Raw genomic sequence first — 24,406 nt, 5'->3', positions numbered from 1 at the left:
GGTGTTTTTATTTGCGAGAACTCCAAAACCGGGTCGAACGGATTCAAGGTTGTGATTGCAAATGTTATAAATAACCGATTCTAAAATTTGGCTCGGTACTTTTTTTAGTACCTTTGTCGCTATTATTATTTTTGAATATGATACATTCCATGACTGGATTTGGGAAGGCGAGTATGCAATTGCCCACCAAAAAGATTACTGTAGAGGTAAAATCATTAAACAGTAAAGGCTTAGACCTAAACGTACGACTCCCTCTTACTTACAGAGAGAAAGAATTGCCTTTGAGAAATCAAATCGCAATGGAGTTGGAACGGGGAAAGGTCGATTTTTCTTTATATGTAGAAGTTACCGCAGAGGAAACATCCAACAAGATCAACGCCCCTATAGTAATGGCCTACATCAATCAGATGAAAGCGATTTTGCCCGATGCCGATGAAACGGAATTGATGAAGATGGCCGTGAGAATGCCCGATGCCTTAAAGGTGGAGCGCATGGAATTGGACGAAGCCGAATGGACGGCTATTCAACAAGTAATTTTACAAGCCTTGACCAATATACAGTCGTTCAGACGCAGTGAAGGCAGTACCTTAGAAACGGATTTCAGATTGCGTATCGGCAATATTCGCAACAGCATGCAACAGGCAGCTGCTTTAGACGGACAGCGCATTCAAACGGTAAAAGACCGATTGAAAACCAATCTTGCCGAGCTCCAAGTCAATGTAGATGAAAAGCGCTTTGAACAAGAGGTGATTTACTATTTGGAAAAAATGGACATCACCGAAGAACAGGTACGCTTGACCAATCACTTGGATTACTTTATAGAAACCCTATCCGGTTCAGAGGCCAACGGTCGTAAACTGGGCTTTATCGCTCAGGAAATGGGTCGTGAAATCAATACCATGGGCTCGAAATCCAACCATTCTGAAATGCAGAAGCTCGTCGTATTGATGAAGGATGAATTGGAAAAGATCAAAGAACAAGTACTCAACGTATTATAATAGTTATTCCGAACGAAATTTTATGAAAAAAGGCAAACTCATCGTGTTTTCAGCACCGTCTGGATCGGGGAAAACCACTATTGTAAAACATTTATTAGAACGGGAAGATCTGAATTTGGCCTTTTCGATATCGGCTACCTCGAGAGAACCCCGTCCGACGGAAATCGACGGTACGGATTATTATTTTATCTCGCTACACGATTTTAAACAACACATCAAAGCCGAAGATTTTTTGGAGTGGGAAGAGGTGTATCGCGATAATTTCTACGGCACCCTAAAGAGCGAGATCGAGCGCATTTGGAGCCTTGGAAAAAACGTGATTTTTGACATCGATGTGGCAGGCGGACTGCGTATCAAGAAGAAATTTCCAGAGGAAACCTTGGCGGTATTTGTAAAACCACCGAGTATAGACGAATTGAAAATCCGATTGAAAAAGCGTTCTACCGAAAGCGACGACAAGATAAATATGAGAATTGCAAAGGCCTCTGTCGAATTGGCAACGGCGCCGCAATTCGATGTCATTATTAAAAACTACGACTTGGAAGTAGCGCAAAATGAAGCCTATGAACTCGTTAAGGCATTTATTCAATAAAACTAATTTGCCATGAAAATCGGATTGTATTTCGGTACTTTTAATCCCATTCATGTAGGCCATTTAATCATTGCCAATCACTTGGCGCAATACAGTGATTTAGATGAAATATGGATGGTGGTCACGCCTCACAATCCGCTAAAGAAAAAAAGCGGATTGTTAGAAGATTACCACCGTCTTGAAATGGTGCATTTAGCCACCCAAAACTACCCGAAAATCCGCCCTTCGGATATCGAGTTTAATTTGCCCCAGCCCAACTACACCATTACGACCCTAGCCCATTTGCAAGAAAAATTCCCCAAAGATCAATTCGCGCTGATTATGGGTGAAGACAATCTGAAGTCGCTGAGCAAATGGAAAAATTACGAGGTTATACTCGAGCGCTATCCCATATATGTATACCCCCGAATTTCCGATGAGGTTTCCCAACTGCCGCCAAACATCGATTTGTCTCGTGTTCAGGTAATCGAGGCGCCGGTAATCGAAATATCCTCTACGGCGATCCGACAAGGTATCAAAGACAGCAAAGACGTACGACCCTTGCTCGACAGCGAGGTGTGGAAGTACATCCACCACAACCTATTCTACAAAAAATAACATAAACTTAGCAGGGCAACGGTTTTAGAAGTCTTAATTTTAAGCTTTAAAAGCGAGAACTATGTTGAATTTTGAATGGTATAATCCCACGCGACTGCTTTTTGGAGCAGATCAAATAGCTAAGTTAAAATCCCTAATACCTCCTGGAGCGAAAATACTGTTGGCCTATGGAGGCGGAAGCATCTTTCAAAACGGGGTGCATCAGCAAGTCGTAGAAGCCTTGGAAGGTTATACGGTGGTGCCCTTTGGCGGTATTGAACCCAATCCCCATTACGAAACCTTGATGAAAGCAGTGGAGCTAATTCGCGCAGAGAACATCAGCTTTATCCTCGCTGTAGGTGGAGGCAGTGTTATCGATGGCGTGAAGTTTATCTCGGCAGCGGTTAAGTTTGCCGGAGATCCCATTACTATTATCCGCGAGCGTATGCTGATCAAGGAAAATGCGATTCCGTTTGGAACGGTTTTAACCTTGCCGGCAACGGGAAGTGAAATGAATTCCGGTTCGGTGGTAACGATTGCCGCTACTCAAGAAAAGCTCTCCTTTGGCGGCGAAGCCTTGTTTCCTCAGTTTTCGATTTGCGATCCCACCGTAGTACAGTCCCTGCCGACACGTCAAATTCAAAACGGATTGATCGATGCCTTTGTGCACGTGATGGAGCAGTATTTGACCTTTCCACAGCAAGCTGATTTACAAGACCGCATAGCGGAGGGAATCCTGCAAACCCTGATAGAAACAGCGCCCAAAGTATTGCAAAACCCCAGCGATTATCAGGCTGCTTCCAACTTGATGTGGTGTTGTACCATGGCTTTAAATGGCTTGATCAGCAAAGGGGTAAAAGTCGATTGGGCCACGCACGCCATCGGACACGAACTAACCGCCTTATACGGAATCGATCACGCGAGAACCCTGGCGATTATCGGACCTAATTTGTATCGCGTACTTTTTGAAAGCAAAAAGGAAAAACTGGCACAATACGGCAAGCGCGTTTGGCAAATCTCAGCAGCTAGCGACGATCAAATCGCTGCAGAAGCCATTGAACGAACCACCGCCTTCTTTAAGCAAACCGGTATGCCCACAACAATTTCTGAATGTACCGAGGACGCCGATAAAGCCATTCCTTTTATAGTAGCGCGATTTAAAGATCGCCAATGGACGGCATTGGGCGAGCATCAGAATTTGGATCTTGAAAAACTGGAACAAATACTCCAAAAGAGCCTGTAAACAAAAAAAGCGTTCGAATCCAAACGAACGCTTTTATACCCAAATATAAAGGATTGGACATTTTGTTTAAAAGTCCCGAAAACCGATGACTTTGATATCGCACTGTCCAATTCTTTAAGATAACGCTATAATTACAAAGCGGATTGTGTTTACTGATATTAAGAAACTGTTAAAGTTTTTCAAATTAATGATTTTACCCCCTTACGCTACTTGGAGGCTTTGCTTGGTTTTAATGGATGGTTTTGACGAATCCGTTTCATTATTGTTGGCAATAGGTTTAAAAAGCAGTTTTTTTGTTTGAAATATACGCGGGTTTTCGTATGATGTTTACTTCATTATTTTAATACGTAGGAATACTTAATTGCTTGAAATTAGTTTTTTAACTACTTTTGACGGTTGAACAATATGTGTTATATGAAGGAAAATCCAAAATTTGCAGTGATCGGAGGAGGAAGCTGGGCTACGGCGATTGTCAAAATGCTGTGCGAAAACCTGTCTGAAATTGCTTGGTACATGCGAAGCGAATACGCTTTAGAAGCACTAAAAGTTAACAAACACAACCCCAATTATCTCAGTGCCGTCGAGTTTGATACCGATCAACTTCGCCTGACCAACGATATCAATGAGGCCGTGGCCTATGCCGATTATATTATATTTGCCATTCCATCGGCTTTCCTAAATGCAGAACTTCAAAACCTAAAAGAGAGTTTAGAGGGAAAGGTGATCTTTTCTGCCATTAAGGGAATCATTCCCGAAACCAGCTTGATTGTAGGAGAGCATTTTCATCAAGGATATCAGGTTCCCTATGAGAATATAGGGGTATTAACCGGACCTTGCCACGCAGAGGAAGTAGCCCTAGAGCGCTTGTCGTATCTGACTATTGCCTGCTCGAATACGGAAAATGCCGAAGTACTTGCTGCTTGTCTAAGCAGTCATTACATCAAGGCAAAAATATCCGATGACATCGTCGGTACCGAATATGCCGCTATGCTAAAAAACATCTATGCTATTGCCTGTGGTATGGCACACGGTTTGGGCTATGGCGACAACTTTCAAGCCTTGCTCATGAGCAATGCCATTCGAGAGATGAAAAAATTTATTCAAAAAGTGCATAAGATGAAAAGAAATATCAACGACTCCGCTTATTTAGGCGATTTGCTCGTAACCGGATATTCGCTTTTCTCGAGAAATAGAATGTTTGGAAACATGATTGGCAAGGGCTATACCGTAAAGTCTGCCCAAATGGAGATGAATATGGTTGCCGAAGGCTATTACGCCGCCAAAAGTGCTTTCGAACTCAATAAGAGATACGGGGCTAAAACACCGATTATCGATGCGGTTTACGACATCTTATACGAGGGTAAGGACCCCAAAAAGGTGTTTAAAAAATTGACCGATAAATTGGATTAATTTTTACCCATAGAGCATGGTGGCGAATAAATCAAAAAATTTTAAAGCAACGAATTGAATATCAGTTCGTTGCTTTTTTGTTGTGGCGATTGCAGTGTTTTTTAGGGCATTGTAATAAATTGATTTACAATCGATTATAGTGATTCTCTTGGGGCAGTTTTTAAGAATTATTTTTGCCGAGTAAAATAAAAATATAATTATGGATCATCTGATTAATCATCCGGGAATTTTGACCGTTTTTGGTATTGCCGTATTCATTATGTTGTTGTTAGATTTGGGAATCTTCAACAAAAAAAGCCATGAGGTCTCTACGAAGGAAGCCTTAACTTGGTCTATCGTCTGGATTTCTTTGTCTATGTTGTTTAGTGGAGTGATCTACTTCTACATGGATTTCGAAAACTTTGCCCGATTCCAGTCGGCCTATTGGATAGAAAAAGCCCTTTCCGTCGACAACCTCTTTGTGTTTATCTTGGTCTTTACCTTTTTTAAAGTACCCAAGCACCTACACCATCGCGTGTTGTTCTGGGGAATTATTGGGGCCTTAGTATTTAGAGCCATATTTATCTTTGCCGGTGTTGAATTGATCAATCACACGTATTTACCCGATATGAATCTGTTCGGACAAACCGTGCGTATCAATGCCGTACTCACTATTTTTGGGGTGTTCCTCTTGTATTCCGGTTTTAAGTCGTGGTTTAGCAAGGAGGAGAATGATGCTCAGGCAGATTTGTCCAAGAATCCCGCTGTGCGACTAGTACACAAGTTTTTTAAAGTTAGTGAGGACTACGATGGCGACAAGTTTTTTACCGTTAAAAACGGAGTGCGCATGGCCACGCCGCTATTTGTGGCTTTGGTCGTAATCGAATTTACCGATTTGCTCTTTGCGGTAGATAGCATACCCGCTATTTTTGCCATCGCGCCAGACGACCCTTTTATACTCTATACCTCAAATATCTTTGCTATTTTAGGACTGCGTTCGCTCTATTTCTTATTGGCGAATTTCATGGACAGTTTTAGCAAACTAAAATACGGATTAGCCATTATCTTGGCTTTTATTGGAGCCAAAATGATAGTCTCCCCCTTTTATCACATGGAGTCGTGGGTGTCTTTAATGGTTATTGGTTCCGTATTGACCCTATCTATCGTATTGTCGCTGTTGTTTCCGCCTAAGGCGAAGGCCTAACCCTTATACTACATCAAATACAGAGGCTGTCTCAAAAGGACAGCCTCTTTGTGTTTTAGGTTCTTTAGAAAATAAGCGGATTCGTCCATTCGCTTGGAGTTGTGGTGAATTTTAAATGCGTGCTTTTTTAATTCGAAAACTGCGATACTTTACGTAAACTGGCGAAGACGCAACAAAAGGCTGATTCGTCCATTCGCTGATGCGCTGATTCGCTTGGGGTTGTGGTGAATTTTAAATGAGTACTTTTTTTAATTCGGAAACTGCCTTACTTTACATAAACTGGCGCATACGCGAATAAGCAAATCCGCGAATAAGCAAAAAAAAGCTGATTTGCCTTAGTTTGAGGTGAATTAGAAAATGAGTGCTTTTTTAATTCGGAAACTGCAATACTTTTCATAAACTGGCGCATACGCGAATAAGCAAATCCGCGAATAAGCAAAAAAAAGCTGATTTGCCTTAGTTTGAGGTGAATTAGAAAATGAGTGCTTTTTTAATTCGGAAACTGCAATACTTTTCATAAACTGGCGCATACGCGAATAAGCAAATCCGCGAATAAGCAAAAAAAAGCTGATTTGCCTTAGTTTGAGGTGAATGAGAAAATGAGTGCTTTTTTAATTCGGAAACTGCAATACTTTACATAAACTGGCGCATACGCGAATAAGCAAAAAAAGGCTGATTCGCTTTGGGGTGTGGTGAATTTTAAATGAGTACTTTTTTAATTCGGAAACTGCTATACTTTACATAAACTGGTGCATACGCGAATAAGCAAATCCGCGAATAAACAAAAAAAGGCTGATGCGCGGATGCGCTTTGGGTTGTGGTAAATTTGAAAATGCCTACTTTTTTAATTCGGAAACTGCGATACTTTACATAAACTGGCGCATACGCGAATAAGCAAATCCGCGAATAAGCAAAAAAAGGCTGATTTGCCTTAGTTTGAGGTGAATTAGAAAATGAGTGCTTTTTTAATTCGGAAACTGCGATACTTTACATAAACTGGCGCATACGCGAATAAGCAAATCCGCGAATAAGCAAAAAAAGGCTGATTTGCCTTAGTTTGAGGTGAATTAGAAAATGAGTGCTTTTTTAATTCGGAAACTGCAATACTTTACATAAACTGGCGCATACGCGAATAAGCAAATCCGCGAATAAGCAAAAAAAGGCTGATGCGCGGATGCGCTTTGGGTTGTGGTAAATTTTAAATGCGTGCTTTTTTAATTCGGAAACTGTCTTAATTTACGTAAACTGGTGCATACGCGAATAAGCAAATCCGCGAATAAGCAAAAAAAGGCTGATGCGCGGATGCGCTTTGGGTTGCGGTAAATTTGAAAATGCCTACTTTTTTAATTCGGAAACTGCGATACTTTACATAAACTGGCGCATACGCGAATAAGCAAATCCGCGAATAAACAAAAAAAGACTGTCTCGCGTTAAGAGACAGCCTTGTTTTTTTATAGGGAGTAAATTCCGCGATGCGCGTTGATGTCCAGTTCAATCAGCTGTGCTGTTGCTATACTATCGGCGGGGAATACATAGGTTTTGTCGTATAAAATCCCTTGTGAAAAGTAGGTCAGCATAAAGCGGTTATTCAAGGGGAAGAGCTGCTCATCGAGCAATTCTACTTTGAGGGTTTCTCCTGGACCCAATAGCGGAAAAGCATGTCGAAACAGACTGCTCTTGCGCGCTTCACCAGCGATCACGCCTTCGGCTTCCGAGATAATCATAATCGCTTCCAGCGGACAATCTCCTCGGTTGATGAGGTAGGCGTACCAAGCATAGCCTACAAATTCTTCGTTCCATTCGTATACAGCGGCCATGAAAACATCTTTGACCTCTGGAATAACAATATCTTTTTTCATAAAACCAATTCAGGGTGTTTTTTTGTCGTGCAAATATAATTATTAAAAAGCAGTAGTGGCCGCCCTGGCTTAATATTGGCATAAATTTGCCCGAAAAGTGTAACAATAAAAGGCTTTGGAGTACTTATTAATCAAAACGCAATTCGATTATGTTACAGTACTTACTTCCCCTGGAGTGGAAAGCTTTTTTTCGGTCGGCATCTTTTAATGTAAATATTTGGATACGCATCATCTATTGGTTTACCGCTGTTAATATGTTCATTCTGGCCCTCGGTTTGGGTGTCGGTTGCTATTTTATCCTAGAAGAGAGCGAGTTAAAGCCCTTTGAAACGGTCAATACCTATCTGATTTACTATTTTGCTGCAGATTTATGCCTGCGATTTATCTTTAAGAAACTGCCTACAGCGAATATTCGCCCACTTTTAGTACTCAATGTGAAACGCAAGAGCCTGGTCCATTACTTTTTGGGTAAATCCGTGTTTTCCATCTTCAATGGCGTACACTTGTTTTTGATTATTCCCTTTTGTGCGGTTTTAATAGTGGAGGGCTTCACCTTGTCGAAAGTGATTTTTTGGGGATTGAGCCTGCTGATGGTCGTAGGAAGTTTAAACTTTCTGCATTTGTTGATCAGTAATCGTCCCAAGTATTTCTACGGAACTCTAGCGCTGCTGCTCGTGGGCACGGCATTGCAATACCTCCAAATCATCGATATCCAAGGGCTAGTAAGCGGCTTTTTTACCGCTTTCTACGAGTTTCCTCTAATGGTTTTGTCGGCGCTGGGATTGCTGTTGCTGCTGTATATAATCACTTTGGAGTTTTACAATCAAAATCTGTATCTCGATGCCGGTTTTTCGCAGGTCAAGCGGGTTGTTGTGTCGGAAGATTTTCACTGGCTGAATCGCTTTGGGCGGCTCAGCGTCTTTTTAAAGAACGATTTGCGCATGATTAAGCGCAATAAACGACCGCGAACAGCGGTCGTATACAGTTTTCTAAGCGTGTTTTTCGGGCTTTTATTCTTTACTCGCATTATAGACGGTTACGACAATGATTTTATGGATTTAATCGCTGCTATGATGGTTACTGCCGGTTTTTTAATCAACTTCGGACAGTTGGTACCCAGTTGGGATTCGGCCTATTTTTCCCTGTTGATGTGCCAAAATATCAAATACAGAGATTATCTGTTGGCGAAATGGTGGTTGATGGTTATGGCCACGGTGATTTTAGTGTTGATCAGTTCCTTCTATCTCTATTTTGGTTGGGAGGTATACGCCCTTATAGTGAGTATGGCCATTTTTAACATCGGCGTAAATTCGTATCTGACTTTATGGGGAGGGGCCTTTTTAAAAATGCCTGTCAATCTGGAAATCAACCAAAAGATATTCGATAATCAACAGGCTTTCGACCTAAAAACCATATTAGTATCCATGCCCAAAATACTAATGCCCGTATTGATTTACGTGGGTTTCAAGCTGTTTTTCGGTTTTGAAATAGCCATCAGTGTACTGGCTGTAGTTGGTCTGTGCGGTTTGGCCTTTAGAAACAGGATATTTAATCAAGTAGAAAAATTTTATAAAAGGGAAAAATACGATGCCATACAGGCATTTAAACAAAAAAATTAAAGTAAAAATCCAAATGTAATATGATACACGTACGAGATTTATCCAAGGTTTACAACGGCAATACCGTGCTTTCCATAGATTCTTTACACATTAAAAAAGGAGAGTGCTTCGGGTTGGTGGGAAACAACGGCGCGGGGAAAACCACTTTCTTTAGCCTGCTGCTCGATTTGATACAGCCTACTACCGGAGGGTTGGTCAACGGCGGTTTCGCCGTGAGTGAAACCGAAGCCTGGAAGCCCTTTACAGCGGCTTTTATCGATGAGAGCTTTCTTATCGGTTATCTGACGCCGGAGGAATATTTTTATTTTATCGGCGCCCTGCGCGGTCTGAATAAAGAGCAGCTGGAAAACGCCTTATTAGAGTATGTTGATTTTTTTAACGGAGAAATTCTCAGTAGCGGTAAATACCTGCGCGATTTTTCTAAGGGCAATCAAAAGAAGGTAGGCATAGCCGCGGCATTTTTGGGAAATCCCAAATTGGTTGTATTGGACGAGCCCTTTGCCAATTTAGATCCGAGCACTCAAATACGACTCAAAAAGCTGATGATTAAAAAAACAGTCACCCAAGAGCTAACCATGCTGATTTCGAGCCATGATTTACAACATACCGTGGAAGTTTCTACCCGTATCGTGGCCCTGGAAAAGGGACGCCTGGTCAAAGATGTACAAACCTCTGAAAATACATTAAGCGAGCTTCAAGCCTTTTTTGCCGTTTGATTTACAGCAATTGCTATTCAATTATTTTTCATTCTTAGAATTCGCCGATCCAATTTTGGATGGGCGAATTTCTTATTTTTGCCTAAAAACCACTTTTTTAGATAAAAGTGCCGTATTTTTACCCAGTAGTCATACTAAAAAAGTGTTTTAAAAGTTAAGTGTTTAAACTTCGAATATTGAAAACGAATAGCTCTAAATATATTTTACTCTTGATGTTGGGCGTTTTGCTGTGGGCCTGTTCCACCAAAAAAGATGCCCTCGTAAACAGGCAGTTCCAGTCTTTAAATACAAAATTCAATGTTTTGTACAACGGCAATATCGCCTTTGACAAAGGGTTAGCCAACCTGAGAGATCAGTATCACGATAACTTTTGGGAGGTATTGCCCATAGAGCGGATGCAGCCCGAACAGCGCGCCTTATTGGACGACAAGGCCAAAGATCCCGATTTTCAGTTGGCCGAAGACAAGGCGACAAAGGCCATCCAAAAGCGCTCGATGTACATAGGCGGACGTGAAAAAAATCCACAAATGGACGAGGCTTATCTGTTGTTGGGAAAAGCGCGTTACCACGACAACCGTTTTATACCCGCATTAGAAGCATTTAATTACATACTCTACAAATATCCCAATAGTGATAAAATCAATGAGGCCAAGGTTTGGCGTGAAAAGACCAATTTGCGACTGATGTATGATGAACTGGCTATACAAAACATCAAAAAAATGCTTAAGGAACCGAGTTTGGCCAAGCAAAATAGAGCCGATGCGTTGGCGACTATCGCGCAGGCCTATCTGAATATCGGTCATCAAGACAGTGCCGTTGCCCCTTTAGAACAAGCCAAAAAACTGACCGAACGCACAGAGGAAAAAGCGCGTTTTAGCTTTATACTGGGGCAATTATACGGACGATTGGATCAAAGGGATTTAGCCCTGCAATCCTTTCAGGAAGTCATCGACATGAACCGACGCGCTCCGCGACCGTATATGATTCAGTCTCATGCCAATCAACTGTTGTACGGCGATATTAAAACAGTGGATACCGTCGCGTTCTTAGACAAGTATAAAGACCTGTTGAAAGACCGCGAAAACCGACCGTATTTGGATTTGCTCAACCGCCAAGTGGGCTTGTTCTATCTCAAACAAGAAAGGGTTCCCAAGGCGATTACGTATTTTAAAACCGCCTTAAAACACAGCAATGGCGCCGACTATCTAAAGGCTTCAAACTATAAGAGTCTGGCGGAGATTTATTTCAACAGCGCCAAATATGAATGGGCGGGGCAGTATTACGACAGTACGCTGGTTTTGTTGCCACCGAAAACCAAAGAGTTTTTTCAAATTACCAAAAAACGCGACAACCTGCACGATGTGGTCTTGTACGAACGCACCGCTAAAACCAGCGATAGTATACTGCGATTGGTCAGCATGAGCGATGCGGAACAAGAGCGCTATATCGGCGATTTGATCGATAAGATGAAGTCCGAAGACGCCAAAAAAGCGGCCTTGGCCAGCAAAGCACCGCAAACCAGCGGACAGTCACCATTTGCATCCATCTCCAATCCCATGCCCCTGGATAGTGGTGGTGGAGAAAATGATTTTTTGAAGAAAAAACTCCCAGCTGGCGTAGGCGCCAAAGCCGGAGGTGCATCCAACTTCTATTTCTATTCGCAGAATGCGGTGGCATTTGGTAAATTGGAATTTAAAAAACGTTGGGGAAACAGAGAATTGAAGGAAAACTGGCGCTGGGCAACCGCGTCGGCTTTGCCGGGTAGAGATTCGGAAACCCTGCTTGCACAAGAGGGCAATGGCGCGGCAAACGGAGAACAACCGGAGGAAAACCTCCGCTATTCCGTCGACTTTTACAAAGGTCAAATCCCAACCGATCCCAAAGAGTTGGTGGCCATTAAGAAAGACCGTGATTTTGCATATTTCCAACTCGGGTCCATCTACAGCGATAAGTTTGCAGAATATCAGCTAGCTGCCGATAAACTGGAAGCCTTATTGACCTTTAATCCCGAAGATCGTCTGGTATTGCCGGCGAAATACAATCTGTATAAAATCTATTTGAGCATTGATCCGGCCAAGGCAGAGCGCTGGAAACAAAACATACTGAGTCAGCATGCCGATTCGAGATACGCGGAATTGCTGCTAAACAAAAACATTTCGTCCGAAGTAGAAGGCTCGCCAGAACAGGTATACGGCAAACTCTACAAAGCATTTAACCAAGGGAGCTATGTGGAAGCCTTGGACGGAGTTGACCAAGCGATTATGCAATTTGTAGACAGCGATCATTTGCCGAAATTCGATTTGCTAAAGGCCAATATAATCGGTCGCTTAGAGGGCGTCGATGTTTATAAAACCGCTTTAAACTACGTAGCATTAACCTATGCTGGTAAGGCCGAAGCCAAGGAAGCCGAGCGCATCATCAATCGAGATTTGCCCAAGTTAAACGCCTTAAAATGGAGCGATGCGCCTTCGAAGAGCTGGAAAATTGTGTACCGCATACCTGCGGAAATACAGGAAAGCGCCTCGTTGATGGCTAAAAAACTCGAGCGTTATGCCTTGGACAGACACGATGCCAAAGTGAAGTTTTCGCAGGACTATTATACGGCCAAAGAAGTGTTTTTTGTAATTCACGGTTTTCAGACCGCAGAAGCAGCACAGGCTGCCATTGCGTATCTTAAAAATGCAGCGGAATATAAAATTAACCAGGAAGCGTTGGTAATCTCTTCGGAGAATTACACCGTAATCCAAGTGAAAAAGAATTGGGACTCTTTTTTGCAAACGAAAAATCAATAATTATGTTTGACAAACCCAAAAAGAAAATTTACACAGACTTATTAGGGAAAACCAATAGAATCGTTGAGGGTACGACCATTAACGGGTCTATAGAAACGGTGGCGGATTTCCGATTAGACGGTATTTTGCTCGGCAATTTTACCTCACAAGGGCGACTGGTTTTAGGGCCTAGTGCCGTAATAAAAGGCGACGTGATTTGTGAAAACGCCGATGTAGAAGGACGGATAGAAGGGGTGATGACGGTTTCTAAGGCCTTGATTCTCAAATCCTCGGCCATGGTGTCGGGAGAGGTTAAGGTGGGGCAATTATCCGTAGAACCGGGAGCAGTCTTTAAAGTGAGCTGCGAGATGACCGGAATTTTACCGGTGGAGGAAGTGCCCAAACTAAAAAAATAAATGCGTCAAGAAGACAAAAAATCAATAAACCAATACCTCCGATTCTCCGGTATTGCGCTTCAAATGGGCGCGCTAATTGGAGCAGCGGCCTATTTGGGTGTGTGGCTCGACGAAAAATACCCGAACGATTTTTCGGGTTTTACCGTCGGCTGCTCACTATTGGGGGTTTTCGTATCCATGTATTTGGTTATTAAACAAGTACAACAAATCAGTAAAAAAAATTAAATCTATAAACTCCAAACCCATAATGAAGCAAAAATTAGTGAATTTTATCAAATACATCCTTCTTTTTACCGTCCTTGTCGGCGGTGCTCAATACCTTTTTGTCGAATTTGTATTGGAACCCAGCGTGTATTATTACCATACTTTTGCTATTTATGGCTTCCTTTTTGCCGTAACGCTGTTGCTGTATATCGCTATTTTATACATCAATTCGGTCTTTTCCGACTACACCGGTTATGCCTTTATGGCCAGTAGTTTCTTTAAAATGCTGTTGGCAATACTCTTCCTATTGCCCATTATCCGAAGCGACGATCGTTCCTATATAGCTGATGTACTGCTATTCTTTGTTCCGTATTTTCTTTATTTATTTTTCGAAACCTTTTTTGTCGTTCAATTGTTAAATGATAAAAAAGAGGAAACCGTTTGATTTATAGCATGATGCGTGTTAATTTTTTTTTCACCATTAACAGTTATTTATAAATTAAAAATTTTATCTTTGCATCAAATTTTACAGACCATAATTTTCAATTTTTAAGTAAAAATGATGACCGCAAAAAAATTCATGAAGTATTTATCTGCCCTAGTGATGATCTTGATGCCTTTCGTTTCAATAGCTGCCGATGGAAGTCAAAGTCACGACAAAAAAGTTCAAGAGTTTGATGCTACAGAGTTAATTCAGCACCACATTGCCGACTCCCATGAATTTCATTTTTTCGATTACGGCGGTCACTCATATTCCTTGCCTCTACCAGTAATTCTCTGGACAAACAGCGGATTGGTTACTTTTATGTCTAGCGAATTTGACCACAATGATGATGCAACTGTGGTCGTGGAGAAAAACGGAGAACAATTCGTTAGATACCACGGGAATATTTATTACGCAGCTGCTTTTGCAGATGTGGAGCCGGGAGCACATGTTGAAGCGCCTTCAATTACAGACTTTTCGAAGAGACCGGTAAACTTCTCGATTACCAAAAACGTCTTTGCCTTGATTATGTCGGTGGTTTTTATACTGATTTTGTTTAATGCCGTAGCGCGTTCATATAAGAAAAATACAGCAGCACCTAAAGGATTGGCCGGTTTTATGGAGCCGTTAATCGTCTTCGTAAGAGATGAAATCGCCATCCCAAATATCGGAGCCAAAAAATACGAAAAATACATGCCTTACTTATTGACGGTATTTTTCATCATCTGGGTCAATAACCTTTTTGGATTGATTCCGTTCTTCCCTTTTAGTTCAAACCTTACCGGAAATATCGCCTTTACCTTTGTCATGGCTATGTTTACCTTTTTGATCACCTTGTTTAGTGGAAATAAAAATTATTGGGGACATATCTTCAATACGCCAGGAGTTCCAGTGTGGTTAGCGCCAATTATGGTTCCTGTAGAACTGATGGGTATGTTGACTAAGCCCGTTGCCTTGATGATTCGTTTGTTCGCAAACATCACCGCAGGTCACATTATTATATTGAGTTTGGTTTGTTTGATCTTTATATTTCAAACGGTGTTTATCGCGCCGGTATCCGGAGCATTCGTATTGTTTATGAGCGCCTTGGAAATATTGGTTGCCGCTTTACAGGCCTATGTGTTTACTTTGTTGTCGGCACTGTTTATCGGTCAAGCCATAGAGGAGAACCATTAATTAATTTGAGTTTTATTAAATATTAACTATATAAATTTTTAACTATGATTTTAGCTGGAATTGGTGCTGGAATTGCTGCTTTAGCGGCAGGAATAGGTATCGGAAAAATTGGTGGATCTGCAATGGATGCTATTGCTCGTCAACCTGAGGCAGCTTCAAAAATTCAAACTGCAATGATTATCGCTGCTGCACTTATCGAAGGTGTTGCATTGTTTGCAGTGGTTGTTGCATTAATTGCAAAATAATTTTTGAAAAAAAAAGGCATCCTGAAACGGTTGGTTTTAGGATGCTATTTTTACATTAAAAAAACAAATTAAAGCTAATATACTATGAATTTTGTAGCACCTGAGAGTTTAATTTTTTGGACAACAGCTATTTTTATTATTTTCTTTTTCTTGCTAAAGAAATTTGCTTGGAAACCTATATTGGATGCCGTAAAAGGTAGAGAAGAATCGATTAATACGGCATTGGCTTCTGCGGAAGCAGCTCGAAATGAGATGCAGAATCTTAAAGCAGATAATGAACGCATCTTGCAAGAAGCCCGTATCGAACGCGATGCGATGATTAAAGATGCTCGTGATATTAAAGAAACCATGCTGGCTGAAGCTAAAGTAGAAGCACAAAAGCAAGGCGACAAAATCATTGCTCAAGCAAAAGCGACAATCGAAGCAGAGAAGAATGCTGCGATGAGCGAATTGAAAAATCACATCTCTAGCATTTCTATCGAAATCGCTGAGAAATTATTGAAAGATCAATTATCTAACAAAGAAGCCCAAGTTAAATTGGTGGAGAAAATGTTAGACGAAGTAAAACTAAATTAATTCATCCTTATGATTGGCACTAGAGCAGCGGCAAGATACGCTAAAGCAATGCTGGAGATTTCTGTAGAAAAGGGAACTTTGGAAACGATTAATAAGGACATGGTTTTTATTTCTGATGCCATTTCTCAAAGTGAAGATTTGAAGGTATTTCTTTTGAATCCCATCATTAAAGGCGAGGCGAAATTCAATGCCCTGTCGGAAGTATTTGCAACGACTTCTGCACAAACTATAGAATTGTTTAAATTGCTGATGCACAATAAACGTTTTGATATCTTAGAGGCGATTGCCGCTAAATTTCAAGAGATGTACGACCTGGAATTGGGTATACAAAAGGCAAAAGTAACCACGGCTATCGCCATGGACGAAGCTATGGAAGCCAAGGTTTTGGAGAAGATCAAACAGATTTCCACTAAAAAAGTAAGCATTGAAAACATTGTCGATCCAAGTATACTCGGAGGTTTTATCCTCAGAATAGGCGATCAACAATACAACGCTTCTTTGGCAAATAAATTGCAAGATTTAAAACGACAATTAACTAATTAAAATCACCGCACGTATTACGTGTATAAACCATAAATCAAAATGGCAGAAATTAAACCTGCTGAAATTTCAGCAATATTAAAAAAACAGTTATCTGGTTTTGAATCTGACGCTTCTTTAGAAGAGATAGGAACCGTTCTTTCCGTAGGAGATGGTGTAGCTCGTGTATACGGCTTGTCTCACGCGGAGTATGGAGAGCTCGTTCAATTTGAAAATGGATTAGAAGCAATGGTACTTAATCTTGAAGAAGATAATGTTGGTGTTGTATTGTTAGGTCCTTCAACAGGAGTTAAAGAGGGGTCTATCGTTAAGAGAACACGCCGTATCGCTTCCCTTAAAGTAGGAGAGCAAATGGTAGGTCGTGTTGTGGATACCTTGGGTATTCCAATTGACGGTAAAGGATCTATCGGAGGCGAATTGTACGAGATGCCATTGGAGCGTAAAGCACCAGGAGTTATCTACCGTCAACCGGTAACAGAACCTTTGCAAACAGGTATTAAATCGATCGATGCCATGATTCCAGTTGGACGTGGTCAGAGAGAGTTGGTAATTGGTGACCGTCAAACGGGTAAAACTACCGTGTGTATCGATACCATTTTGAATCAAAAAGAATTTTATGATGCTGGGCAACCGGTATACTGTATATATGTGGCCATAGGGCAAAAAGCCTCTACCGTGGCAGGTATTGCAAAAACATTGGAAGACAAAGGCGCTATGGCGTACACGATTATCGTGGCTGCGAATGCTTCTGATCCGGCTCCAATGCAAGTTTATGCTCCAATGGCAGGTGCCGCTATCGGGGAGTATTTCCGCGATACAGGTCGTCCAGCCTTGATCATTTATGATGATTTGTCTAAACAAGCGGTAGCTTACCGTGAGATGTCTTTGATTCTTCGTCGTCCACCAGGACGTGAGGCTTATCCAGGGGACGTTTTCTACCTTCACTCGAGATTGCTAGAACGTGCGGCTAAAGTTATTGCAGACGATACCATCGCTAAAAACATGAACGACTTACCAGATTCTATCAAGCATTTGGTAAAAGGAGGTGGCTCATTAACGGCTCTTCCGATTATTGAAACACAAGCGGGTGACGTTTCGGCTTATATCCCAACCAACGTAATTTCGATTACGGATGGTCAGATTTTCTTGGAATCGGATTTGTTTAACTCTGGGGTTCGTCCGGCGATCAACGTGGGTATTTCGGTATCTCGTGTTGGTGGTAACGCACAGATCAAATCGATGAAAAAAGTTTCTGGTACTTTGAAGTTGGATCAAGCGCAATTCCGTGAATTAGAAGCTTTCGCTAAGTTTGGTTCTGATTTGGATTCGGCTACCTTAAACGTAATCGAAAAAGGAAGAAGAAACGTGGAAATCCTTAAACAAGCAGTAAACGATCCTTATAAAGTGGAAGACCAAGTAGCGATTATCTACGCCGGTTCTAAAAACTTGTTGAGAAGAGTTCCTGTAAATAAAGTTAAGGAATTTGAAAAAGATTATCTAGAAATCTTAAACTTAAAACACAAAGAGGTTTTAAATGCTTTAAAAGCAGGTAAATTAACTGACGAAGTTACAGCAGCTCTAGAGCAAGTAGCTAAAGAAGTATCTTCTAAATATTAATAATTAGGTTGTAGAAAAGCAATTGGTTTCAATTGCTTTTCTCTAATTACTTACACTATTTAAAAATGGCAAATCTTAAAGAAATTCGTAATAGAATTACCTCCATTTCATCGACTATGCAGATCACTTCTGCGATGAAAATGGTTTCTGCGGCTAAATTAAAAAAAGCGCAAGATTCTATTACTGCGATGCGTCCTTATGCGGAAAAGCTGACGGAATTAATCCAGAATATTAGTGCAACTTTAGAAGGTGATCATTCAGGTGTTTTTTCTCAAACAAGAGAGGTAAACAAGGTTTTAATTGTAGCCATTACTTCTAACAGAGGATTGTGTGGGGGTTTTAACGCCAACGTAATCAAACAAGTCAATCTTTTGAAAGCTACGGTTTATCAAGGGACACACGTAGATTTGTTGACTATTGGAAAAAAGGGGTACGATGCTTTGCACAAAAATATCCAGGTAATCGAAAACGATAGTGATCTTTTTGATCATTTGTCTTTCGACGCTACAGCGGTTATCGCTGAGCACTTGATGGATCTTTTCGCAAAAGAACAATATGACTCCATACAATTGGTGTACAACCAGTTTAAAAATGCGGCTACACAAATCGTGATGACCGAACAATATTTACCACTGATGTTGCCAGAAGCTTCGGATTCGAAAACAACCTCAGATTATCTTTATGAACCGTCTAAAGAAGAAATTCTAGAAAGCTTAATCCCTACCTCCCTTAAAACACAATTGTTTAAGTCGGTTTTGGATTCTTTCGCATCGGAACATGGAGCGCGTATGACTGCCATGCACAAAGCTACAGACAACGCACAAGAATTGAGAGATCAATTGAAATTGACTTATAACAAAGCGCGTCAAGCATCGATTACCAATGAAATCTTGGAAATCGTTGGTGGGGCAGAAGCCTTGAAATAATCCTTTTCACAGTTAAAATATAAAAACCCTCAGCAATGAGGGTTTTTTGCGTTTTAGGCTTTTTGGAAGTGGATTACTCCAGTTGCGGGTTCATCGATTCGGTTTTCGCAAACTGCGCTAAAAACCGCGTTAAATGCGGTATATGCCCCGGTGCATCACCGCTGTCGCATCTGTACTTCCGCTGTTCTAGGGGCTGGCCTCCACAGGCGTTTCAAAGCGTGGCTCAGTCAATTGTATATCCCGCTCAAAGCGGACGGTCAATTGGTAGCTGTATCCCATTGGAGTCAATATTCCGGTAATTTTCCCGCTGTTAGACGGTATTAAATCGGTGGAGTATAAGGCTTGTTTTTGAGTCCGCACTCCCAGGGTGTTTCCAGCCCTGTCGGTCAGTTGTCGCTGCGTTGCGGTGCTACCTTCTTGGTTATAGGGAAGACCGACCGCCGAATCGACAAATTGCACTTCGCCAAGCGCGACTAATTTTCCGAGATACTTTTCCGAATCAAGCACTTCTACCAGCGTTAGTTCCGAGATCAATTCCGCCTCGTTGATTTGCTGGCAAGTCGGAATCAGGTGTTTGTGGAGCAGCACCTTGCTGATGGTACCCATTTTTTCATCGAATACATCGCCCAAGACCAACAGGCCGTTTTGCTGCTGTATATAGAGATTTTCCAATTGTACGTATACCTTGGTGCCTACGGGTGTGCGGGTATAGTGTCCGAGACCCGTGCTCTCGGCTGCGATTTTAAAGGCGGTTTGCCGGTTTTCCGACAGCAGATACAAGCTGTTGGCAAAGTGCCGTTCGCGATCACTGGATAAGACCCAGCCGGAAATCACGTCCTGCGCCGCGTATCGTTGTGCGCTATTCGTGGCGAACTCCGCCAGGGATTCCACGCTTTTGGTCGCTTGGATATGCGGTTCTATACAATCGGTATTCGGCAGTTCAAAACCATCGGTCTTGACACAAGCGGCGCACAGCAGGAGTAATGCGACTAGAGGGGCTTTGTTTAGGGTTGGGTAATTCATGGGAGTTGATTTAAAATTGATAGTAAATTTTTCCGTACCAAAGCCTTCCCGCTCCGTGTGTATAGCGGTTTCCAAAGGCGGGATTGCCGCTGTAATAGTCCTGGGCGTAGGCCTTGTAGTTGGCATTTCTAGCCGATTCAAATCCGCCGATTTTATAGCGCATATCAAAGAGGTTTTCGACGCTCAAAAATGCGGACAACGCCTTTTTTCTCCGGCGCCATTGTTTGCCCATAGTGAAGTTGCATTGCAGGATGCGGTGGAGCTTTTCCTGCTGCAGCAGCGTCCTCAGTTCAGCTGCAGTCAGCGCTGTGTACGGACTGTTGTTGGGGTTTTCTGGATTGGCGATCCAGTAATCCGTTCTGCGTATGGGAGCAAGAGCCGTATAGTTGTTGTCGAGGTAGGCAGCGACGAGCCGCAACCACCACTTGGTGGGCGGGGTATAGGTGATGGATAACGATGCTGCGGTTTGAGGTCCACTGGCTATTCTGTAGTTTTTTAGCCGTGTACTGCCGTAATCGACGGTTTGCGCCCAGCGGTCGACCTGCAGCTGCATCCTCGGGTTATTGGTGTAAAAGTATTGACCCACTGCTGCGGTAGCAGCGATGGTTATCGCCGGCGAAACCGAATATTCAGCGCTGAGTTCCCCGCCCAGATGGCGTTTGTCTATTTCGGTTAAGAGCTCGGAAACACTGGCGTTGCTCAAAGTGCCATCGGGGGTTAATCCGCTGATCCCTTCGCTATAGTGAAACGAGAGTTGGGCGGCGTTTTTTATCTCGATCAGGTAGCCGCCAATGCGCGCCTTAAATGCGTTGGTTTGCAGGCTGTACTGTGCCGCCGCACTGAGCGTATTCTCGCTAGTGACCCCTGGGGCAAGTTGGTTGCTGAGTCGCGCGTTGGAAAAAACAGTATTCAAAGTCGGAGCAAGCCCGGTGTAGGCCAGCTGGCCGCCAAGGCGATGACGCCTATTGAGGCGGTAGGTCGCTTCGGCTTTAATGCCGTAGTCTGTAAATATTTTTTTAGCGCTCTTGCCGTCGCTGAGCTCGGCGTCGTTGTCGTTCTTCGTGAGGCCTTCGCGTCTATAGCCCGTGCGAGAAGCTTGCACTGCTACGGCCCATTGCAGTCGGCGGTAATCGGAGGAAAGTCGCATAAAGGCTTGGAGGAAATCGGCTTGGAGTCGGTAGTGGTAACCAAAGCGGTCGCCAACCCCTAGCGGTCTATTTGCGCTGTTTAGGTCGGTTTGCGCTTGGGAAGCAGCATAATCGGTGTCGAGGTAGGCACTGCCCCCGAGTAAGTCGGTCAGCAGTCGGTAGTTTTCGGAACGCAGCCCCTGGTAGCCCAATCCTGTATAGAGGCTAAGGTGCTGGGAGCGCTTGTTTTGCAAATAGATGTTGACCGTATGGGTTTGGTCGTCGGTTCGATCTTGATAGAGGATTATCCGACTGTATCCGTTTTGCTGATTGTCGCGATAGATTTGAGTCCAATTGATTTGGCTGTTGTCCAAAAAATAGGCGCGCGCTGCAGTGGCCAGCCCGAGATAGGGTTGCTGATGCCCCAGCTGGATGCCGCTGCTGTTGTGGTAACTCAAAAAGTAACTGGGTAGATTTTTGTAATGAGTCGGATCGGGATTGGACGTCGCTCGATATCCCAAGCTGCTGTTTCCAACCATTCCCGTTTGCACAGCAAGGGTAGTGGTCAGTTGGGTTTTATCGTCAAAGGTCCAATAGTGCGCAAGTGTAAACAGGGGTTCGGCAACCACTTTAAAGCGGGAGTTGCGCTTGTAGCTGCCCTGCCAACCCCAATATGGATTGTAGCGCGGCCCCATCAATTCGGTCACTTCGTCGGTTAGTGCGCTGCTTTTTCCCCGTTTGCTGTAACCGTATATGGTGGTAAAATGGATGTGGTGTCTGCTGTTAAACTGCTTTTCCACGGCGAGTAGCACCGACGATACTTCGGCAGCAGTGCCCTCGATAGCGCCAGCATTGCCCTCGGCTTTTGTGGCGGAAATGGCATAGTGCCAACGCCTGTTTTTGCTGGAGGAAACGTATGACAGCATCGACTTATAGCGAAAGAACGTACTGCTGCCCAAGGAAAATCGCCCTCCTTTGCGCAGCGAGGAGGCTCGGGTCTCGATGTTTTGAGTACCGAGTATTCCGCCAAAATCGCGACCGCTTGTCGCGGTTCCCAAGGTGAATTCCCGCCGGATTAGTAAGTGGTGGTGTCCGCTCCAATTGCTCCAAAGGGAACGACCGTCGTGCGCCTTGTTCATCGGTATTCCATCGACCAAAACCCGATGGTATTTGCCGTCTAAACCCCGAATCTGGTAGCGGGCAGCACTCCATTCCAGCGCCGCCCTTTGCAGAGAAAGCGCGGAGGAGGAGGCCGTCAAACCCGAACTGTTTTCCGATTCGGCATACTGCTCCTCCAAATCCACAGCGGCTAGTGAAGTCAAAGGCCGTTCTATACCACTGGGCAAGTCTTCTTCTAAGGGGATGATCCCCAAATCCAACGGTTTATTCGCCCGGGTATCGACTAAAAACTGCTTGGTCCTATAGCCGTGCTTATATACCTGCACGGTTTGGGTGCCCTCAGTGGCCGTTTTTAATAAAAAATAGCCCGCAGCAGTGGTGCGTGCCGTGTCGGCTGCGTCGACCACACGGACGACGACTTCCCGTAGTGGGTGCTGCGATCTGGAATCGACCACCCGTCCCTTTATTTCTTGGTTTGGCTGTGCCCATGTATTAAAGACTTTCAAAACAAGAAAAAGACTAATGCTAAACTTTTTCATGACCGAGTATTTTGAAATGACTGAAAATCAGTGGTTAATGTCATAAAAAAAAATTAAAAACACCCAATTTAATTAGGTTTTTTTTATATTTATATAACAAACGTCGGTTAAAAGGAGCGAAAAAGAAGGTGGAGCGAGGAATACGTGGATGCAGCGCTGCTGGGATAGAAGTCGTTAAGAGGAGGAGAGCCAGGGTGTGCGGACGGAATTTGCAGAAGCCAAAGACATGTGGAACACATGTTGAAGACATGCTACCGATGGGCATTTTTTGGTGGTGTGGTCAACAGCAAGCCCGGGCCGAAGCAAGCGGCTAGGGTAAAACGGCTGCTTGGTCGGCGACTTTAAAGACTAGGGCCTGCGATGGTTTAGTCAAAAACCTCTAAATCCATGTCGATTTGAGACGATTCTTTGATCACCGCTAGGAAATCTTGCACGTAAATCGCCTCGTTGTGAAGCTGTACGGCTTCGCGGTCTTTGAATTTTTCGTAGAAAATAAAATCAGAGGGATTTTCGGTGCACTGATAGAAGTTAAAGGCCAAACAGCCCGCTTCTTGTCTGGTTTGTTCGAGTAAGTCTTTGGAAGCTGCTCTAATACGCGAAATAAATTCGGGTTTTATGCTAAATCGGACAATGATTGTTTTTTTCATAGAATGCTTGCAATTTTATACTTTATGGAATAAATATTACTGCCGAAGGCGTGTCGACAGCTCCTGGATTCACTTCTTTTAAGATAAATTGTGCCTTATTGATAAAGGTAATGATTATTTGAGAATCCAAACATACAATATCCGCTATTTGCTTGTTTTCAAGGGAATATTTTGCGCGGTAATCGACGTAGACGACCTCGTCCAAATGCGCTTCGGATTGGTCGACTTCGGTTTCCTGCCAGTTTTCCCAAAAACCGATGGCGGAGTCGAGAAAAAACCGATGCCAGTTTTGGTCTTTGATCTTGATGAATACCAGCAAGGGCTCGCGGTCTTCGCTGTCCTCCATACCGATTAAGCCCTCTAATAATGCGCCCGAGAACTCGGTTGCGGTAAATGATTTATCCTGGTGTATTCTCCCTGTTATGGTCGTGGTTTTTTCCATCTGATTCGCGTTGTTAGTAAAGCTCAAAGCTAGGCTAAATTTCTGTAAAGCCGGCGCCGGTTCGGCGATTTATCGCGGGCTAACTCGGGGCGCTCAGGCAAAAGACAACGGCTTTGGGCGGTCAATTTTGTAGAAATGCTAAAAAAGCAACGCTTTGCCGCAGTTCGAGGGATTAAAATTTCCATTATCGGTCATTTAGCTGCGAATTATTTTAAAATAGCCGACTGTTTTTTGGGAAACCGCTCATCTTCGGTCTAGTGCAATTGATAATCTATCGTAAAAATAAAGGAACTAACCTACAAAAAATACTATCTTTACCAACGATTAAACAAAAATGATTTATAACAACCTCTGGTTG

The 24,406-nt window shown here is 43.0% G+C and carries 23 protein-coding genes; 18 read left to right on the top strand and 5 right to left on the bottom strand.

From position 1 onward, the window contains the following. Positions 1-149: 149 nt before the first annotated feature. The 6 genes from ACQZ43_RS03910 to ACQZ43_RS03885 all read left to right on the top strand — a co-directional run bounded on the left by ACQZ43_RS03910 (position 150) and on the right by ACQZ43_RS03885 (position 6,002). On the top strand, positions 150-998 hold the full coding sequence (locus ACQZ43_RS03910; protein ID WP_430615585.1) for a YicC/YloC family endoribonuclease: 849 nt from the start codon (positions 150-152) through the stop codon (positions 996-998). 22 nt (positions 999-1,020) lie between these two features. Then, on the top strand, positions 1,021-1,590 hold the full coding sequence (gmk, locus tag ACQZ43_RS03905) for a guanylate kinase (RefSeq protein WP_430614598.1): 570 nt from the start codon (positions 1,021-1,023) through the stop codon (positions 1,588-1,590). A gap of 12 nt (positions 1,591-1,602) precedes the next feature. Next, entirely contained in the window at positions 1,603-2,187 is a 585-nt protein-coding gene (nadD, locus tag ACQZ43_RS03900; protein ID WP_430614597.1) for a nicotinate (nicotinamide) nucleotide adenylyltransferase, read from the top strand. Between the two features lie 61 nt (positions 2,188-2,248). Then, positions 2,249-3,409, top strand: a complete 1,161-nt coding sequence (locus ACQZ43_RS03895) for an iron-containing alcohol dehydrogenase (protein ID WP_430614595.1) — start codon at positions 2,249-2,251, stop codon at positions 3,407-3,409. A 414-nt stretch (positions 3,410-3,823) separates the two neighbouring features. Then, complete coding sequence (locus tag ACQZ43_RS03890; protein ID WP_430614594.1) at positions 3,824-4,819, top strand: NAD(P)H-dependent glycerol-3-phosphate dehydrogenase; 996 nt, start codon at positions 3,824-3,826, stop codon at positions 4,817-4,819. 199 nt (positions 4,820-5,018) lie between these two features. Then, positions 5,019-6,002: a TerC family protein gene (locus ACQZ43_RS03885; protein WP_430614593.1), complete on the top strand. Its 984-nt coding sequence runs from the start codon at positions 5,019-5,021 to the stop codon at positions 6,000-6,002. Between the two features lie 1,451 nt (positions 6,003-7,453). Here the strand turns inward: ACQZ43_RS03885 and ACQZ43_RS03880 are convergent. Next, entirely contained in the window at positions 7,454-7,861 is a 408-nt protein-coding gene (locus ACQZ43_RS03880) for a hypothetical protein (RefSeq protein WP_430614591.1), read from the bottom strand. 149 nt (positions 7,862-8,010) lie between these two features. Between ACQZ43_RS03880 and ACQZ43_RS03875 the strand changes: the two genes are divergently transcribed. From ACQZ43_RS03875 to atpG, 12 genes are all read left to right on the top strand, one after another. Next, positions 8,011-9,480, top strand: coding sequence for a DUF5687 family protein (locus ACQZ43_RS03875; protein WP_430614590.1), 1,470 nt, complete (start codon positions 8,011-8,013; stop codon positions 9,478-9,480). A 20-nt stretch (positions 9,481-9,500) separates the two neighbouring features. Beyond that, entirely contained in the window at positions 9,501-10,196 is a 696-nt protein-coding gene (locus ACQZ43_RS03870; RefSeq protein WP_430614588.1) for an ABC transporter ATP-binding protein, read from the top strand. A gap of 176 nt (positions 10,197-10,372) precedes the next feature. Next, positions 10,373-12,988: a tetratricopeptide repeat protein gene (locus ACQZ43_RS03865; RefSeq protein WP_430614587.1), complete on the top strand. Its 2,616-nt coding sequence runs from the start codon at positions 10,373-10,375 to the stop codon at positions 12,986-12,988. A 2-nt stretch (positions 12,989-12,990) separates the two neighbouring features. After that, complete coding sequence (locus tag ACQZ43_RS03860) at positions 12,991-13,383, top strand: bactofilin family protein (RefSeq protein WP_430614585.1); 393 nt, start codon at positions 12,991-12,993, stop codon at positions 13,381-13,383. Continuing rightward, positions 13,384-13,608, top strand: coding sequence for an AtpZ/AtpI family protein (locus ACQZ43_RS03855; protein ID WP_430614584.1), 225 nt, complete (start codon positions 13,384-13,386; stop codon positions 13,606-13,608). A 22-nt stretch (positions 13,609-13,630) separates the two neighbouring features. Next, entirely contained in the window at positions 13,631-14,032 is a 402-nt protein-coding gene (locus ACQZ43_RS03850; RefSeq protein WP_430614581.1) for a hypothetical protein, read from the top strand. 117 nt (positions 14,033-14,149) lie between these two features. Next, the gene (gene atpB, locus ACQZ43_RS03845) at positions 14,150-15,247 is read left to right on the top strand and encodes a F0F1 ATP synthase subunit A (protein ID WP_430615584.1); all 1,098 of its coding nucleotides are present in this window, start codon (positions 14,150-14,152) and stop codon (positions 15,245-15,247) included. 44 nt (positions 15,248-15,291) lie between these two features. Further along, on the top strand, positions 15,292-15,492 hold the full coding sequence (atpE, locus tag ACQZ43_RS03840) for an ATP synthase F0 subunit C (protein WP_430614580.1): 201 nt from the start codon (positions 15,292-15,294) through the stop codon (positions 15,490-15,492). Positions 15,493-15,576: 84 nt separating this feature from the next. Continuing rightward, positions 15,577-16,068 (top strand): F0F1 ATP synthase subunit B, encoded by a 492-nt coding sequence (locus ACQZ43_RS03835; protein WP_430614578.1) that lies wholly within the window; start codon positions 15,577-15,579, stop codon positions 16,066-16,068. Positions 16,069-16,077: 9 nt separating this feature from the next. Next, entirely contained in the window at positions 16,078-16,611 is a 534-nt protein-coding gene (atpH, locus tag ACQZ43_RS03830; RefSeq protein ID WP_430614577.1) for an ATP synthase F1 subunit delta, read from the top strand. A gap of 39 nt (positions 16,612-16,650) precedes the next feature. Beyond that, complete coding sequence (gene atpA, locus ACQZ43_RS03825; RefSeq protein WP_430614575.1) at positions 16,651-18,225, top strand: F0F1 ATP synthase subunit alpha; 1,575 nt, start codon at positions 16,651-16,653, stop codon at positions 18,223-18,225. Positions 18,226-18,290: 65 nt separating this feature from the next. Then, positions 18,291-19,151: an ATP synthase F1 subunit gamma gene (gene atpG / locus ACQZ43_RS03820; protein WP_430614573.1), complete on the top strand. Its 861-nt coding sequence runs from the start codon at positions 18,291-18,293 to the stop codon at positions 19,149-19,151. A gap of 186 nt (positions 19,152-19,337) precedes the next feature. Here atpG and ACQZ43_RS03815 read toward each other — a convergent pair whose 3' ends face one another. The 4 genes from ACQZ43_RS03815 to ACQZ43_RS03800 all read right to left on the bottom strand — a co-directional run bounded on the left by ACQZ43_RS03815 (position 19,338) and on the right by ACQZ43_RS03800 (position 24,048). Beyond that, positions 19,338-20,174 carry a DUF5689 domain-containing protein gene (locus ACQZ43_RS03815; RefSeq protein ID WP_430614572.1) on the bottom strand — a complete coding sequence of 279 codons (837 nt, stop codon included), beginning with the start codon at positions 20,172-20,174 and terminating at the stop codon, positions 19,338-19,340. 10 nt (positions 20,175-20,184) lie between these two features. Beyond that, complete coding sequence (locus ACQZ43_RS03810) at positions 20,185-22,959, bottom strand: carboxypeptidase regulatory-like domain-containing protein (RefSeq protein ID WP_430614570.1); 2,775 nt, start codon at positions 22,957-22,959, stop codon at positions 20,185-20,187. Positions 22,960-23,324: 365 nt separating this feature from the next. After that, a complete protein-coding gene (locus tag ACQZ43_RS03805) occupies positions 23,325-23,606 on the bottom strand; it encodes a putative quinol monooxygenase (protein WP_430614569.1) in 282 nt (93 codons plus the stop codon). Between the two features lie 22 nt (positions 23,607-23,628). Further along, positions 23,629-24,048, bottom strand: coding sequence for a hypothetical protein (locus ACQZ43_RS03800; RefSeq protein ID WP_430614567.1), 420 nt, complete (start codon positions 24,046-24,048; stop codon positions 23,629-23,631). Positions 24,049-24,406: the final 358 nt, after the last annotated feature.

This window comes from Flavobacterium sp. JP2137, assembly GCF_050562195.1.
In the GTDB taxonomy this organism is placed as follows: domain Bacteria; phylum Bacteroidota; class Bacteroidia; order Flavobacteriales; family Flavobacteriaceae; genus Flavobacterium.
The sequence above is the reverse complement of the archived record's forward strand: the minus strand, read 5'-3'. Positions and strand labels throughout refer to the sequence as shown.